The sequence below is a fragment of the Limnoraphis robusta CS-951 genome (genome assembly GCF_000972705.2).
The window spans coordinates 1-17,256 of sequence record NZ_LATL02000192.1 but is presented as its reverse complement, the minus strand read 5'-3'; the positions used below and the strand labels follow the sequence as shown (position 1 = coordinate 17,256).

General features: G+C 37.1%; 9 protein-coding genes and 2 pseudogenes. 3 read left to right on the top strand and 8 right to left on the bottom strand.

Annotated elements, in window-relative coordinates; genetic code table 11:
• Positions 1–59: 59 nt before the first annotated feature.
• The 3 genes from WN50_RS16575 to WN50_RS16565 form a co-directional block, all read right to left on the bottom strand.
• Complete coding sequence (locus WN50_RS16575; RefSeq protein WP_046278150.1) at positions 60–926, bottom strand: 6-carboxytetrahydropterin synthase; 867 nt, start codon at positions 924–926, stop codon at positions 60–62.
• A gap of 256 nt (positions 927–1,182) precedes the next feature.
• The gene (locus tag WN50_RS16570; protein ID WP_046278149.1) at positions 1,183–1,878 is read right to left on the bottom strand and encodes a J domain-containing protein; all 696 of its coding nucleotides are present in this window, start codon (positions 1,876–1,878) and stop codon (positions 1,183–1,185) included.
• A gap of 382 nt (positions 1,879–2,260) precedes the next feature.
• Positions 2,261–2,698 (bottom strand): RrF2 family transcriptional regulator, encoded by a 438-nt coding sequence (locus tag WN50_RS16565; protein WP_046278148.1) that lies wholly within the window; start codon positions 2,696–2,698, stop codon positions 2,261–2,263.
• Positions 2,699–3,066: 368 nt separating this feature from the next.
• Between WN50_RS16565 and WN50_RS16560 the strand changes: the two genes are divergently transcribed.
• The 3 genes and pseudogenes from WN50_RS16560 to WN50_RS36305 form a co-directional block, all read left to right on the top strand.
• Positions 3,067–3,567 (top strand): hypothetical protein, encoded by a 501-nt coding sequence (locus tag WN50_RS16560; RefSeq protein WP_046278147.1) that lies wholly within the window; start codon positions 3,067–3,069, stop codon positions 3,565–3,567.
• A 140-nt stretch (positions 3,568–3,707) separates the two neighbouring features.
• A pseudogene (locus WN50_RS16555) lies at positions 3,708–4,431 on the top strand (aldose epimerase family protein); the annotation flags it as partial.
• Position 4,432: 1 nt separating this feature from the next.
• Positions 4,433–4,783 (top strand): aldose epimerase family protein (locus WN50_RS36305; RefSeq protein ID WP_049559866.1); only part of this gene is annotated, 351 nt, incomplete at its 5' end.
• 205 nt (positions 4,784–4,988) lie between these two features.
• Here WN50_RS36305 and WN50_RS16545 read toward each other — a convergent pair.
• The 5 genes and pseudogenes from WN50_RS16545 to WN50_RS16530 form a co-directional block, all read right to left on the bottom strand.
• Positions 4,989–8,225, bottom strand: a complete 3,237-nt coding sequence (locus tag WN50_RS16545) for a non-ribosomal peptide synthetase (RefSeq protein WP_046278145.1) — start codon at positions 8,223–8,225, stop codon at positions 4,989–4,991.
• Between the two features lie 49 nt (positions 8,226–8,274).
• Positions 8,275–9,490, bottom strand: a pseudogene (locus tag WN50_RS37630) (condensation domain-containing protein); the annotation flags it as partial.
• A 1-nt stretch (position 9,491) separates the two neighbouring features.
• Positions 9,492–13,210: amino acid adenylation domain-containing protein (locus tag WN50_RS37625; RefSeq protein WP_425354816.1), on the bottom strand; the 3,719-nt coding region annotated here is incomplete at its 3' end.
• Positions 13,211–13,326: 116 nt separating this feature from the next.
• A partial coding sequence (locus tag WN50_RS30995) for a non-ribosomal peptide synthetase (protein WP_235440988.1) occupies positions 13,327–16,452 on the bottom strand: 3,126 nt, incomplete at its 3' end.
• A partial coding sequence (locus WN50_RS16530; RefSeq protein WP_049559859.1) for a phosphopantetheine-binding protein occupies positions 16,452–17,256 on the bottom strand: 805 nt, incomplete at its 5' end. The genes WN50_RS16530 and WN50_RS30995, both read right to left, overlap by 1 nt.

Sequence of the window (17,256 nt, the reverse complement as noted above, 5' to 3'; positions counted from 1 at the left end):
GGATAAAGTCCCCTTTTTTAAGGGGGATTTAGGGGGATTAATCCTCTGTTTTGAACCCGTTAAACTGTCGCAAAAACCGGAGTTTTAGTTACAGTTGAATCTGCGGGGGTTTCTGTGCAGTAAACTTCACAAGAATTATTCGGACTTTCGATCAGTTTAACTTTGTGTAACTGGGTGCCTAATTGACGAATGGGATTTTGTAGCAAATGACGAATGTAGACGGCGATATTTTCGGCTGTAGGTACGACTTTGGCAAAGTAGGCGATATCTTTATTTAAGAAGGTGTGATCAAAGGGTTCAACGACATAATCATCGATCGCCTGTTGTAAAGCGGCTAAGTCTACAATCATCCCGGTGCGGGGGTCAATTTCGCCTTTAACGGTGACTTCGAGATGATAGTTGTGACCGTGACCGTTGGGACGGGCGCATTTGCCATAAATTTGGCAATTTTCCTCAAAGCTGAGGTCAGGGTGAGCGAGTCGGTGAGCAGCGCTAAAATGAGTGCTAACGGTTAAATAAGCTTCCATGCTGTTTCCTTGGTAATCGGCCCAGAGTTTCGGATGTTCAAAAACTTGAATGTTGGTCAGGGGAAGATGGGGCGTCAAACGTTGCCAAATGACCTGTGCTAGATATTCGGTGGTCGGTAGGGTGTGCTGAAATTCTGGCCAGACTTCGTTGAGGAGGGAAAAATCGAGTTGACTGGTCACTTCCCGTTTGATAACGTGTTTGACATCGGAGAGGTTCAATACCATCCCGTATTCGTCTAGTTGTCCTACCATTGAGATGTAGAGGACATAGTTGTGTCCGTGACCGGGGGCGCGAGCAGTCGGCCCAAATCGTTCAAAGTTCTCAGCTTCGCTTAATTCGCTCATCCAGTAGCGATGGCTGGCTGAAAACTCTTCCCGACGAGTGATAACGCATTCCATACAACGCACACCAACCATTAGTTGTTAAGTCATGTAAACTAATTTTAAACTTTTTTGTAGACAATTTCAATCTCCGAGGGATTTTAGGGTGTCAATTCACTTTGCTGATCAGATCATTTTCTTCATTTCATGCTGAACTTCTCGACGTAATCCTGAAGCCCTTNATTAGTTGTTAAGTCATGTAAACTAATTTTAAACTTTTTTGTAGACAATTTCAATCTCCGAGGGATTTTAGGGTGTCAATTCACTTTGCTGATCAGATCATTTTCTTCATTTCATGCTGAACTTCTCGACGTAATCCTGAAGCCCTTCTAAATAATTCATGTCCGGTATGCAAACAGGAATCATCATAATTCAGGGTAAAAAATTCGAGTTCTTCTAGTCCATCACTGACATGATTAAGACAGTAATAAAGATGAGCGGCAACGCCTGCTACGTTGGCAGGATTTGGAACTGAACGAAATCGATTTTGAGCTTGCGAAAGAAGGTTTCGACAGGTTTCAATATAGATTTGAAAATCTTCCATGAGTTGGTCATCAAAGGGGTCAGCAGAGAGTTTATCGACTTCGGTTTTAAAGGGTTTAAGGATGTGGTCAAGGTTACGGTTTACGGGTTTATAAACTTGGTTCAGCCATTCCTCAAGTTGAGCATCTACGGCTTGTGCTGTTTTCCGACGCCTTCGGGTTTGAGTCGTTGAGGTTGTGGTTGCTGTGGGAGTGGAATAAGAGGAAGTTGTGTTCAGGTGTTGGTCGTAGGATTGACGCCGCTGAGGATCGCTTAAGACTTCGTAGGCTGCATTGATCTGAATAATTCGCTCATGGTTAGCGGTTTCACATTGACTATCCGGGTGAAATAATTTCGCTAAACGACGATAAGCTTGTTTAATGTCTGATTGGGTCGCTGTCGGTTGAATTTCTAAGGTTTTGTAATGATTGGTGGTTGATGTTTGCATAAATTTTATCTCGATTCAACGGTTCATGCTATAATAGACCACTAACATTTTATCTCGAAGATAAATGGTTAATAGCCCACTGTTTATTCTAGCGATTCGTCAAATCAATCGAGTTTGTTTGGAGCTAAAATTTTTATTTTTGAGCAATGATTAAAAATGGATTGGGGCAGCTTAAATATAATACATAAGATTGGTTTGTCGCTTGGCATCTAATTTTTCACACNATTCAACGGTTCATGCTATAATAGACCACTAACATTTTATCTCGAAGATAAATGGTTAATAGCCCACTGTTTATTCTAGCGATTCGTCAAATCAATCGAGTTTGTTTGGAGCTAAAATTTTTATTTTTGAGCAATGATTAAAAATGGATTGGGGCAGCTTAAATATAATACATAAGATTGGTTTGTCGCTTGGCATCTAATTTTTCACACAAATCTTTTAAGGTATATTTCTGCCAAATTGAGTTTGCCATTTGATCCGCTTCTTGCCAGACTTCTCCTACAACCAGACTTTCGAGGCTTTTATGACGAGAGTTTCGGGTGGAGTCTGAATTCGACCCTTCCAAACAGACAACGACATCAAACAGGGTAATTTTCCAGGGTTCCTTTGCGAGCAAATATCCTCCCTTAGCGCCTCGTTGACTGCGAACCAGACCACTTCGCTTTAGCGTCGCGAGGAGTTGTTCCAGATAGCGCTCGGGAATATGATGCTGACTGGCAATTTGACGAATTTGAAGTGGCTCACTCTGGGGATAGTGAGCAGCTAACTCTAGCAAGGCTAGAAGTGCATATTGACTCTTACAGGACAATTCCACCAAATTAAGATGTAATACGATTTCACTTGTTTTCTAGTATACCCCGGTTACTTGCTCGGGTTAGTCGGTTTTTCTAAACTTGAAGATTAAATCAATTTTGTTCGGTTAATACCCATCTGGGCGGCTACGAGGTACAACTAAGATAGGGCGGTCTGCTAAATATTATCGGACAGTCCCTCTGTTTGACGGTTGGAAAAAACTTTCTCATCTGTTGCTTTTGTTTATGAGTCCGTTCATCGACAGGTTTTCAGGCTTCTAGGTTCTGTGGATGACTGTGACTGAAAAACGAGTTGGGTTGCTGTAAATTTCCAGATATCGGAAATCAATGCAACCCGCAGAGAGAGAAGCCAAATATACAATCTCTAGTTGCTATGACTCAAGAACTTGACCAAACACAAAAACTCGCCCAAAAAAATACTAGAGCAACAGCATTTCTGACGTTATTTTTTCCCTTACTGGGTTATATTTATACCGGACGCTACAAAGCGCTGTTAGTGAGTCTAGGAATTTTTGTTGGCGTTGCTGGAATTTGTATAGCCGGAGATCCAAATCTTGAAGATGAAGAAGACTTTATTCTCGGTTTACAAGTTCTCTATGGGGTGGGGACTGCTCTTGAGAATTCTCGGGCTGTGAGTCAAGCGAAAAAACGTTTACAAGAGCCGAAATTTCCAGCAATTAACCCGGATCGCCAGAAAATTCAACTGTTGAGATTAGCAAAGGCTCAAGGGGAAGTTACTCTCGCAGATTGTGTGTTAGAAATCAATTGTTCTGCCCCAGAAGTTCGTTTGCTTTTGGAAGAATTACAACGGGAAGATTTAATGATTGTAGGAAACAGAGAGCGTGATGGTGCAGTGGTTTATCGGATTATTTAATGTGGGTTGAAATCCTGAAAAACTGAATAGCGTGGTTTCAGGGTGATTCGATCTGAGGAATTCTTCAAAAAATAGGAGAAAATACACCTAAAAGCCAATTGTATGAGAGGCTAGTAACTGTTGTTTTTGGTTAACTACTCATGCCTGCGGTCACTGTCAAACAGCAGCAATATCAAACCTACATTCTTTCGGATGAAACTTTTTCCTCTGAAGTTTCCGTGGTTCCAGAGCGAGGGGGAATTATCACAGACTGGCGTATTGGTGAGCATGAAATTTTTTATTTAGATACCGAGCGCTTTAGTGATCCTTCTCTATCCGTGCGGGGTGGCATTCCTCTATTATTCCCAATTTGTGGAAATTTACCCAATGATACCTATAGCCTGAATGGACAAACTTATCAACTGAAGCAACATGGTTTTGCTCGAAGTTTACCTTGGGAAGTCACAAATCAGTCTACAGAAAATGGTGCGAGTTTAACCGTTAGCCTGAAAAGTAATGATCAAACTCGTGTCGTTTATCCGTTTGATTTTGAGTTGAATTTTATTTACACATTGCGGGGTAATACTCTAGAACTTCGTTATTGTCACAAAAATTTATCTGAGGAACCGATGCCGTTTGCAACGGGTATTCATCCTTACTTTACGGTGATGAATAAAAATCAATTAGTTTTTGATTTACCCTCAACTCAGTTTCAAGCGAAAGATGATGATACCATACAAACCTTTTCAGGAAAGTTTGATTTTGAGCAAGATGAAATCGATATCGCGTTTTTCAATTTATCTCAATCTTCTGCTATCGTGAGTGATTCGAGTCGCAATCTCAAGCTAACTTTCAACTGGGATGATCGCTACTCTACTTTGGTTTNCAATTAGTTTTTGATTTACCCTCAACTCAGTTTCAAGCGAAAGATGATGATACCATACAAACCTTTTCAGGAAAGTTTGATTTTGAGCAAGATGAAATCGATATCGCGTTTTTCAATTTATCTCAATCTTCTGCTATCGTGAGTGATTCGAGTCGCAATCTCAAGCTAACTTTCAACTGGGATGATCGCTACTCTACTTTGGTTTTCTGGACGGTTAAAGGGAAAGATTTTTATTGTTTAGAACCCTGGAGTTCTCCTCGCAATGCTTTGAATACAGGAGAGTTTCTGCTAATGGCTGAACCGGGTGAAACAGTGGAAACCTTTATCACTATTACGGCTGAGATGGGTTAAATTTCTGAGAGATTTTGTAGAGGGCAGGTTGATCATCTGTCCTTTTTTTTGAAAAAAATTAGTGTTATATTTCCATTTCTTNTGGCTGAACCGGGTGAAACAGTGGAAACCTTTATCACTATTACGGCTGAGATGGGTTAAATTTCTGAGAGATTTTGTAGAGGGCAGGTTGATCATCTGTCCTTTTTTTTGAAAAAAATTAGTGTTATATTTCCATTTCTTTTCGATTTCCTTTTTGAATAGAATCAGATTGTGAAAATTGCTGAATGGTTATTTGCATCGTAGAAATTCGTTCTGCTAAACTATAAACAGTCGGTTTTTCAAACAAGGTTCGCAAAGGGATATCCATTTTAAAGGCTTCACGCAAGCGAGAATTTACCCGAGTTGCTAGTAATGAATGTCCTCCGAGTTCAAAGAAGTTATCGTAAATTCCGATTTTTTCAAGTTTTAAGACTTCTTGCCAAATGATAACGATTTTTTCTTCTATTGGGTTTTGCGGTGCAACGTAAACTGATGTTTTTTGATTGATGTTTTCTAGTTTAGGGAGTGACTGTTGATCGAGTTTTCCACTGGGAGTTAAAGGAAATTGATCTAAGGTGATAAAATGACTAGGAATCATGTAGTCAGGTAGCTTTTCTGCTAAAAAATCCTGTAGTTTTTGATTGAACTGTTCAAGTGTACTGAGTGGTTCTTGAAGAATAATGTAAGCTACAATATATTGCTCATTTAAGTGATAATTTTGAGCGATTACTCGACAAGCTTTAATGTCTGGGTGTTGGTTTAATACCGTTTCTATTTCTCCCAGTTCAATTCTCAATCCCCGAATTTTAACTTGATAATCTAGTCGTCCTAAATATTCTATATTTCCCTCAGCAAGATATCGCACTAAATCCCCTGTTTTGTATAAACGATCTGATGTTTTTTGAGAATTAAATGGATTAGGAATAAATTTTTCAGCCGTTAATTCTGGACGGTTATAATAGCCTCTCGCTAGTCCAACACCGCCAATATGCAATTCTCCGGGTACGCCTATAGGGACAGGTTGTAGATGAGAATCAAGGATATATATTTGAGTATTTGCAATGGGATAACCAATGGGAACAGTTGATAGCTTGCTATCACGAATACACGTCCAAGCGGTGACATCAATGGCGGCTTCTGTAGGGCCATAAAGATTATGTAATTCGGCATCAAAGTGTTTAAAGAAGAGGTTCTGAAGTTCAAGGGTTAAAGCTTCCCCGCTACAGAAAACTTGCTGGATTGATTTACACTGTTTTAAGTCTTTTTCCTCTAAGAAAGCTTGCAGCATTGACGGAACGAAATGCAGGGTTGTAATTTGTTGATTAATAATTGATTTTACTAAATAATGACTATCTTTGTGACCTTCGGGTTTAGCCATGACTAAACAAGCACCATTCAGCAAGGGCCAAAAGAACTCCCAAACGGAGACATCAAAGCTAAATGGTGTTTTTTGTAAAATGCGATCGCTTGGAGTTAATTGATATGTATTTTGCATCCAAAGTAAGCGGTTATGTAATCCGTGATGGGTGTTAATAACTCCTTTGGGTTTACCTGTTGAACCGGAAGTATAAATCACATAAATACTGTTTTGAGGTGTGGTGTTAGTTATCGGGTTAAAGGATGACTGTTCACTGATTTTATCCTGTAAAGTATTATCTAAAGTAATGATTTCTGCTTTTGTATGGGAGATTTTATTTGATAAATAATCAGCAACTAAAACCGTAGAAACTTGAGCGTTTTCTATAACAAATTCTAGTCTGTCTTGGGGATAAGATGGATCGAGGGGAACATAAGCACCTCCGGCTTTGAGAATTGCCAAAATTGCGATTAACATTTCTGGGGAACGTTCAACACAAACCCCAACTAAAGATTCTGATGTAATTCCAAGATTTTGTAAATAATGGGCGAGTTGATTAGATTGATAATTTAAGGTATGATAAGTTAAATATTGGTCTTCAAAAATAAGTGCGATCGCATCGGGGTTTTGTTCAACTTGGGCTTGAAATAATTCATGTATACATTGAGTTTCAGGATAGTCAACTTGAGTGTTATTCCAGTCAATCAATAGCTGTTGTTTTTCAGTTGTAGTTAAAAAGTTAAATTCTCCCAAGCGTTGTTCAGGATGAGTGATTATTTCTTGGAGTAAGATGCTAAAATGTTCTAAAAATTGGTTAATTGTTGTGGGTTCAAATAGATGACAAGAATATTTGACTTTTATTGAAAGTTCTGAACCCAGTCCGACTAATATTGTTAGCGGAAAGTTTGTCCATTCAACTGAATGGACATTCTGAATGTTTAGAGTTTTATCTTGTTGTATTAAAGTTTTATCGATTGGATAATTTTCAAAAACTAAAATTGTTTTAAACAGAGGTAAGCCAGCAGGAATATCACTGCATTTCTGAATTTCTAATAAAGATGTGTATTCATATTGTAAAGCTTCTGCTTGTTGATTTTGCAGTTGCTTTAACCATGAGATGATAAAAGATTGACCTGGAACTTTAACCCGAACAGGTAGAGTATTAATGAATAACCCAACCATTGATTCTACTCCAGTTAAAGCGGCTGGACGACCGGAATAAGTTGCGCCAAAGAGAATATCTTCCTCACCGCTATAACGACTCAAAAGTATTGCAAAAACACCTTGAATCATTGTATTTAAAGTGAGTTGATGTTTTTGAGCAAATAATTGTAATGCTGAGGTTGTTGCTGGAGAAAGTTTAATCTCTTGTTCTTGTTGTTTGTTTGTCTCAGAAAAAAGGATGTTTAAATTCTGCTCAATTCTCAAGGATGTTGGAGTTGTAAAACCTTTGAGTTTTTCTGTCCAAAATTTTTGATCGGCTGACAAATCTTGTTTAGACAACCAAGCAATATATTCGCCATAGGGAGGAGATTTGGGTAGAGAAAAGGATTGTTCTTCTAATAATGATAGATAAATGTTCAATACTTCTTTAATCACTAATCCTGCTGACCAACCATCCATAATTAAATGATGTTGAGTCCAAATTAGTTTATAGATATTATCAGCCAGTTGAATTAAATTTAGTCGAATTAGAGGAGGTTTTTTCAGATTAAAGTTGTGTTGGCGATCTGTTTTTAGGAAGTTTTCTAAGAGTTGTTGCTGTTCATCGGGTGATAAATTTCGCCAATCTTGTTGATATAAAGGTAAGTTAACCTGACGATAAATGACTTGAAAAGGTTGTTCTCGACGTTCCCAATGAAAAGATGCTCGTAGGCTTTGATGTCTGGTAATAACCTGTTCCCAAGCTTGTTTAAACTGTTCAATTTTTAATAAACCTGTGAGAGTGAGACAAACTTGAGGAATGTATTCACCGGAATCTGGAGAAAGTAGGGTGTGAAATAGAATCCCCTGCTGCATCGGGGAAAGGGGATAAATATCTTCAATATTTTTATTTTGATTCATTTTAATTAGGGTTACTAAAGATGATTGAGAGAGTTGTGTAAATAAAGCTTTATAAATCTGTTAAAAGTTCATCGAGTTCATCTTGACTAAAATCCATTTGTGGAAAATCAGACGGTGTGTAACCTCCTGTTTCTGAGGATAAACAGTGATTAATTAATTGTCGCAAATTATTTAAGAAGTTTTCCCCGAGAGTTTCAATTGTTGTTGAACGATGAATGGCTTGGCTATAAGTCCAATTAAATCGCATTTGACCTCTAGAAACAATACTATCAATTTCAATTAAACAGTTTCGATGATTTCTAGGACTCCGAGCGATTCCCGTTGATTCATTAGCAGGATAAAACAGAGAATTAGAGGGGAAAACTTGATCAACTTGTCCTAAATAATTGAAGCGAATTTCTGCATTTTTATTTTTGATTAGATGACTCTGAGGCGTGAGATAACGTAACAAACCATAACCGATTCCTCTCTTGGGAATTTGACGAAGTTGTTCTTTAATGAACTTGAGATTATCATCAGGATTATCACTATTTTCTAAATCTAATAAGACAGGAAATAAAGCAGTAAACCAACCGACTGTCCGAGATAAGTCAACCTGATCAAAAAGTTCTTCTCGTCCGTGTCCTTCGAGTTCAATGAGTAGTTTTCGTTGTCCTGTCCATTGATAAAAGGCTTGAACTAAAGCTGTTAGTAAAATATCGTTAATTTGTGTTTGATAGACAGTTGGAACTTGATGAATGAGAGACTGAGTTTCTTCTGAACTTAATGTTACTGAAATTGTTTTAGCTTCAGCCATTGTATTATTTTCAGTTAGACAGTCAACCGGAATGTTTACAATTTCCGACTGAGATAAATTCTGCCAATATTCAAGTTCGGTTTGAAGTTCTGTTGAGTTTGCATATTCTTTTAGATGGTCTGACCAGTGTTTAAAGGAGGTTGTTTTTGCTGGAAGTTTAAATGTTTGACTTTGAGAACTTGTTTGGAGAAGGTTCTGAAGATCTTCTAATAAAATTCGCCAGGAAATCCCGTCAATGATTAAGTGATGAATAATAATCAATAAACGGCTTGTTTGACTGCAACCTAAGTCAAAGCAGGCGACTCGAACTAGAGGTGGCTGAGAGAGGTTGAAGCTACCTTGAAGCTGTGTTGCAGTTGTACAAATTGCTTGTTCTTGATTTTGTTTAGGTTGTTCTGATAAATCTATTTTAAGAATCGAGAAGTCTATATGATGATCGGAATTAAACTGTTGCCAAATAGATTGATTTNTTGAAGCTACCTTGAAGCTGTGTTGCAGTTGTACAAATTGCTTGTTCTTGATTTTGTTTAGGTTGTTCTGATAAATCTATTTTAAGAATCGAGAAGTCTATATGATGATCGGAATTAAACTGTTGCCAAATAGATTGATTTTTCTCAAAATATAAACGTAGTGCATCATGGTGTTTGAGTAAGGTTTTAAACGCCATTTCCAATTTATTAAAGCTAATGTTTGATTTAACCTCTAATAAAATAGACTGATTCCAATGATGAGGATCGATTAAATTTTGCTCAAAAAACCAGTGTTGAATGGGGGTAAGCGGGAGAGAACCTGTAATAACTCCTTGTTCAGCGTTTATCGCCGCTCTTTCTTCTGCTATGGCGGCTAAATCTGCCAGAGTTTGATATTTAAAAATAGACTTAGGTGTGATCTTTAAACCTGCTTGATTGGCTTGAGAAACGACTTGAATTGCTAGAATAGAATCACCCCCCAATTCAAAGAAGTTATCGTTAATACTAATTTTCTCAACCCTAAGAATCTGACTCCAAATTTTAGCGAGTTGCTTTTCCTTTGTAGTTCGAGGTTCAGTATAATTTTGCTGTCTTTCTATCGGCTGATTTTCTGGGGCTGGTAGTGCTTTACGGTCAATTTTACCATTCGGTGTTAGAGGTAAGCTTTCTAATACCATAAACACCGCAGGAATCATATAATCAGGTAACTTATCTTTCAGAAAATGACGTAATTCGTTTTGCAGTTCATAAGCTAAATTTTCATCTTTTGACTTGGGGATAATGTAAGCAATTAAACGCTTATTTTTAGCTTTATCTTCCCAAGCACTCACAACGGCTTGAGCAACATGAGAATGTTTAACTAAAATCGCCTCAACTTCTCCGAGTTCAATACGGAATCCTCGAATTTTAACTTGGTTATCTAACCGACCTAAATATTCAATATTTCCATCGGGTAAATATTTAACTAAATCTCCTGTTTTATAAAGACGATTATTTTTTTGATTTTGTTTTGTAAATGGATTAGGAATAAATTTCTCTGCTGTCAGTTCAGGACGATTGAGATATTCTCTCGCCAAACCTGATCCTCCGATATATAATTCACCGGGAACACCGACCGGAACAGGTTGCAAATAACGGTCTAAAATATAGACTTGAGTATTAGCGATTGGACGACCAATTGAAGGCTGTTTATGACTTCCTGGTTCAGTTAATACAAAGGTTGAATAGGTGGTATCTTCTGAAGGGCCGTAAAGGTTAAAAACCTGCTGAATATGTTGTTTATAAAGTTGTTTAACGAGGGAATTTGATAATGCTTCACCTGCTAAATTGACTGTTTTTACACCTTTGGGAATACCGTTAATTCTAAGTAGTTCTGTCGCGGCAGAGGGGACTGTATTAATCAGAGTCACTTCTTCAGAATGAGGTAAGGAGGGTAACTCTAAAGCATTTTCACCCAAAATTATTTTTCCTCCGACACTTAGCGGTAAAAACAACTCAAATATTGAGAGATCAAAACAGATAGAAGTTGAAGCAAAAACGCCTGAAAGTTGTTCTTTTGTAAAGACAGTTTTCGCCCATTCTATGAGGAAAATTGGACTAGAATGATTGATTGCAACGCCTTTTGGTTTACCTGTTGAACCAGATGTATAGATAACATAAGCCAAATTTTCAGGAATAACTTCATGGAACGGATTTGTTTGATTTTCTAAAGCTATTTTTTCCCTATCTCTATCTAAATTAACAATAGCTTTGAGAGAAGAACTAAAATCTAAAAATTCTGTATTTTGAGTGATTAAAACGGCTATTTTAGCATCTTCCAACATGAAAGTTAATCGTTCTGTTGGATAGGTTGGGTCAAGGGGAACATAGGCACCTCCTGCCTTGAGAGTGGCTAACATTGCCACAACCGTTTCAATTGAACGTTTAACACAAATTCCCACTCTAACTTCAGGTTGAACTCCTAATTTTTGTAAGTAATAAGCGAGTTGATTGGCTCGATGATTTAACTGTTGATAAGTTAACTGTTGATTCTCAAAAATTAACGCCGTTGCATGAGGTGTTTTCTCGGTTTGGGTTTCAAATAAATGATGTAAACAAACAGGTTTAACTTCTAATTCAGTCTGATTCCATTCCTGTAGTATTTTTTGCTGTTCAGTTTTTGGGAGAAGCGGCAAGTTAGATAACTTTTGTTTGGGTTCATCGATAATTCCTGACATTAAGGTTTGAAAATTTTCTATTAAACGTTGAATCGTTTCTGCTTTAAATAAATCGGTATTATACTCAAACTTACCCACTAATCCTTCAACAGTTTCAGCCATATATAATGTTAAGTCAAATTTTGCTGTCTTATTTTCACTCTCAATTAAATGCCAATTTAAACCTGATAATTTAATCGGCTGTATTGTTGCATTTTGCCAGACAAACATCACCTGAAATAGAGGAGTATAGCTTAAATCTCGCTGCGCTTGGACTGCTTCTACTAACTGTTCAAAGGGTAAGTCTTGATGAGCATAAGCCTCTAACGCTACTTCTCTAACCTGCTGTAATAACTCCTCAAAGGTGAGATTTCCAGTTAAACGTGTTCGTAGGGCTAATGTGTTAGCAAAAAATCCAATTAAGCTTTCGGTTTCTGTTGAATTTCGATTAGCAATCGGAGAACCTACAACAATATTTTTACTTGCTGTATAGCGATATAAGAAAGTATTAAAGATTGCTAATAAGGTCATAAATAATGTACAACCTGACTGCTGACTTAAAGTTTTAATTGCTTGAGATTGTTCGAGAGAAAGTTGAAAGGTTTTTGTGGCTCCTCGGAAGCTTTGAACCGCCGGACGTGTGTAATCAGTTGGTAATTCTAAAACCGTCGGTATTCCCTCTAGCTGTTGTCGCCAGTAACCCAATTGATTCTCTAATAATTCTCCTTGCAAATATTGTCGTTGCCAAGCCGCAAAATCTACATATTGAATGGGTAATGGTGGAAGTTGTGAAGGTTGATTTTGAGAGATATTTTCATAGAATTTAGCGACTTCTCGTATTAAAATTATCACCGATTGTTCATCTGAAATAATATGATGCAACGTCATTAAAATAACGTGATTTATTTCCGAAACGTTTATTACTTTAACTCTTAGTAATGGACTAATATTGAGGTGAAAAGGATACTGTGCTTCTTGTTGAATTAATTGTTTAATATAACCTTCTTGCTGTGAGCTTGGAACTTCACTAATATCAATAAGAGGAAGATTGAATTGAGTTGAAGGTGAAATCACTATCTGGGGTTTTCCTTCAATAGTTATAAAACTTGTTCTGAGGACTTCGTGACGATGAATTATTGTGTTAAAACTTTGTTCAAGTATCCCAATATTCAGTTTTCCTTTTATTCGGACTGCTCCCGGAATATTATAATAAGGACTATCGGGTTCGAGTTGAGCTAAAAACCATTGTCGTTGTTGAGCGAAAGATAAGGGTAAGTTTTCTTGTCTATTTATGCCTTGAAGTGCTTTAATTTTAAGTGGAGAATGAGTTTTTTGAGTCGTTAATATTGCTTCTGCTAACCCCGATATTGTTGGCATTTCAAATAGACGACGCAAGGGTAAATCAATCTTGAAAATTTCACGAATTTGCGAGATAACGCTAGTTGCTAATAACGAATGTCCGCCAAGTTCAAAGAAGTTATCTTTTCTACCAATCTGCTTTAAATTTAGGATTTTTCCCCATATTCCTGATAATATTTCCTCAGTAGGTGTTTGGGGTATTTCGTGAATATCTGATAAGTTTGTGACTTGTTCTTTAACACTTAGAAGCGCACGTCTATCAATCTTACCATTGGGAGTTNCGAGATAACGCTAGTTGCTAATAACGAATGTCCGCCAAGTTCAAAGAAGTTATCTTTTCTACCAATCTGCTTTAAATTTAGGATTTTTCCCCATATTCCTGATAATATTTCCTCAGTAGGTGTTTGGGGTATTTCGTGAATATCTGATAAGTTTGTGACTTGTTCTTTAACACTTAGAAGCGCACGTCTATCAATCTTACCATTGGGAGTTAAAGGAAAAGTATCTAACATGATAAAAGCAGAAGGTATCATGTAACTAGGTAACTTTTTGGCTAATAATTCTCGCAGCATTGTAACATTTAACTCGGACTGATGAGTAGAGACAATATAAGCAATGAGACGCTTTTCTTGAGCTTGTGAATTGACTACAACCACAGCCTGTTGAACTTGTGGATGTTGTTTTAATATTGCTTCTATTTCTCCTAATTCTATTCTAAAACCTCGCAGTTTTACTTGAGAGTCTAGGCGTCCTAAATATTCAACATTTCCATCACTCAGATATCGTGCTAAATCTCCCGTTTTATACAGGCGTTCAGAAGTCTTTTTAAAGGGATTGGGTAAAAAACGTTCTGCGGTTAAATCGGCTCGATTAAAGTAGCCTCTAGCGACTCCAACTCCTCCGATATATAACTCTCCGGGTACTCCTATCGGAACGGGTTGTAGATTTTTATCGAGAATATAAAACTCAGTATTAGCAAGAGGGCGACCAATAAGAACGGTTAAATTTTTATCTAAATTTTCTTGATTTTTAACTTGATAAATTGATGACCAAATTGTAGTTTCAGTTGGCCCGTAAAGGTTAAAGAGTTGTTGAGAATTTTGATCAAGTTGTTGGGCTAATTTCGGGTCTAACGCTTCTCCTCCACTGAGAATTTTTAGGTTGTGCTTTCCCGACCATCCGCCAAGGATTAACATTTGCCAGGTGGCTGGCGTGGCTTGCATAATTGTGATGTTTAATTGCTTGATTTGATGTTGAAGTTGTTGGCTGTCTGTGGTGGTTTTTTGGCAGGCAATCACTACACGCGCACCGATAATTAAAGGTAAATAAAGTTCTAAGGCGGCGATATCAAAAGACAGACTGGTAACAGATAATAAAACGTCTGATGGTATTAGGTTGAGATGTTGATTAATAGCAAATAGAAAGTTACTCAAGGCGCGATGAGAAATTTGTACGCCTTTGGGTTGACCTGTAGAACCGGAGGTATAGATAATATAAGCTAGATTATCAAGGCTAATATCAGGAGAAAGATTGTCTGATTTTTGTTGAGTGATGATTGACCAATGTTTTTCTAATTTTAGAATATTTTGAACTGAAAATTGTAAATAATTGAGGGATGTTTGAGTAATAATGAGTGAGATTTGAGCGTTATTGATAATGTAATTGAGACGCTCTGGAGGATAGGCAGGGTCAAGGGGAATATATGTGGCTCCGACTTTGAGAACAGCTAATAAAGCGATAACCATTTCACAGGAACGCTCTAAACAAATACCGACGGTTTGTTCAGGTTGAACGCCTTGTTTTTGTAGGTGGTGAGCGAGTTTGTTTGCAGTTGTATTGAGTTGCTGATAACTGAGTTGTTGATGTGAGTCAACAATAGCAACAGCATCCGGTGTTTGTTGGGCTTGGGTTTCAAAGAGTTGATGAATACAGGCGAGGTTTTTAAATGGTGTTTGAGTTTTATTCCATTTGACTAAGAGTTGATTTTTTTCTGTTTCTGTTAACAAGCAAAGTTCGTATAATTTTTGATTAGAATTAGTAAGAATTTGTTCTAACAAGGTTTGGAAGTGAACAATTATTCTGCTAATTGTTTCAGCTTTAAATAAATCTGTATTATATTCAAATACTCCCATGAGTCCCGATGGTTTTTCATACATATCCAAGCTCAAATCAAATCGAGCTGTTTTATTTTCTGGATTAATATAATTAAAAGTTAAGTTCGTGAGTTGAACAGTTTTTGTTGGAGTATTGTGAAGAATAAACATCACTTGAAAGAGAGGATTGTGGCTTAAGTTGCGTTGAGTCTGCAATTCTTCTACTAAATATTCAAATGGCAAATCTTGGTGAGCATAAGCCCCTAGAGTGACTTCGCGTACCTGTTTGATAAAATCTCTAAAGCTGGGATTTCCAGATAGGTTTGTTCTAAAGACTAAATTATTAACAAATAAACCAATAAGATTTTCAATTTCTGGGCGATTACGATTAGCAACCGTTGAACCAACTATAATATCTTCTTGCTGAGTATAGCGATAAAGTAATGTTTTTAAAGCTGCCAGTAACAACATAAATAAGGTTACATCTTCCTGACGAGCAAGAACTTTTAAAGATTCATAAAGTTGAGAAGATAGAGAAAAAGATTGTGTTTCTCCTCGATAAGTTTGTACCACAGGTCGCGGATAATCTGTGGGTAATTGGAGAATTTGTGGATTATTTTTTAGTTGCTGTTTCCAGTAACTAAGTTGAGCAGAACGAGCTTCACTTTGTAGCCATTTCTGTTGCCAAACAGCATAGTCTACATATTGGATATTGAGTTCAGGTAAAGATGAATTTTTGTCTTGATAGAAGGCTTGATAAATTGCTGCTAATTCTTGAATCAGTACCCGCATTGACCAGTAATCAGAAATAATATGATGCAGGGTAAACAGCAGTATATATTCATCGGTTGAAAGCTTTAATAATTTGGCTCGTAATAAAGGAATTTGAGTTAAATTAAAGGGCTGTGATGCTTCTTGTTGAATCTGCTTTTTAATTTCAATATCACGTTGAGTCTGAGAAAATTCCTGAAAATCAATCACGGGAATATTGAGATTCAAGACTGGATAAACACTCTGAACTATCTCACCTTCAATTTCCGTAAAATTTGTCCTTAATATTTCATGGCGTTTGATGATTTCATTAATACTTTTTTCTAAAGCATCAATATTCAGTGAACCCTGCAAATGTAAAGCAGCAGGAAGATTATAAACTGAACTTCCGGGCTGTAGTTTATCTAGAAACCAAAGTCGCTGTTGAGCAAATGAAAGCGGAAAAAATTGAGGCTTGTTAGCCTTTTTTTGCATGAGTTGTTTGAGCAGTTTTCGCTTTTGTTCGGGCGAAAGTTTGGAAAGGTTAGATGGTGTTGGGTTCATTAGTTTTCCTCCGCTAACATTTGACTGAGTAAATCATCAAGTTCTTGTTCTGAAATTTGGTCGAGATTATCTAGATTTTCTTGGGAATCATTACGGTTGACCCGCTCAATTTTAATCTGTTCAGTTTCAGGAACTTGATTGTTATTTTGTTTGATATCTAGTTCCAAATCAGCAATAGTTGGCGTTTCAAAAAAGCGACGAATTGAAATGTCTACTTTAAAGGCTTGACGCATTTGAGAAATAACCTGAGTGGCTAATAGTGAATTTCCTCCTAAATTAAAGAAGTTGTCTTGAATGCCTACTTTTTCTAAGTTGAGAGCTTTTTGCCAAATTGCTGCTATTTCTGTCTGTAATTCAGTTTTCGGTGCTACATATTCTAGTTGATTTCGAGAAGTAAAACTCTCGGGTTTTGGTAAATTTTTACGGTCTATCTTTCCATTGGGTGTTAGGGGAAGTTCATCCAAGATTATATAGTTTTGAGGAATCATATATTCGGGTAACTTCTCGCGTAAAAACTGACGTAATTTTTCTAGAATCGATTCGGATTTTTGAGGAGTTTCTGGAGATAACCACTGTTTTGTCCAAGCCTTATCAATGCGACCGCCTACAAAGCTATGTAATAATATTTGATTGGGTTCGAGCTTAAACCATTCTTGTATGGGTTCAAATTCTAAAGTACCAATTGGACAAAGACCGATTTCATGCTTGGGTGCAGTTTCCATTAAAAGTTGGCTAATATAACCCGCTTCTAACAAACAAAAATCTTTTGCTTTTTCACCATAAATTGGATGAATTGCATTTAAG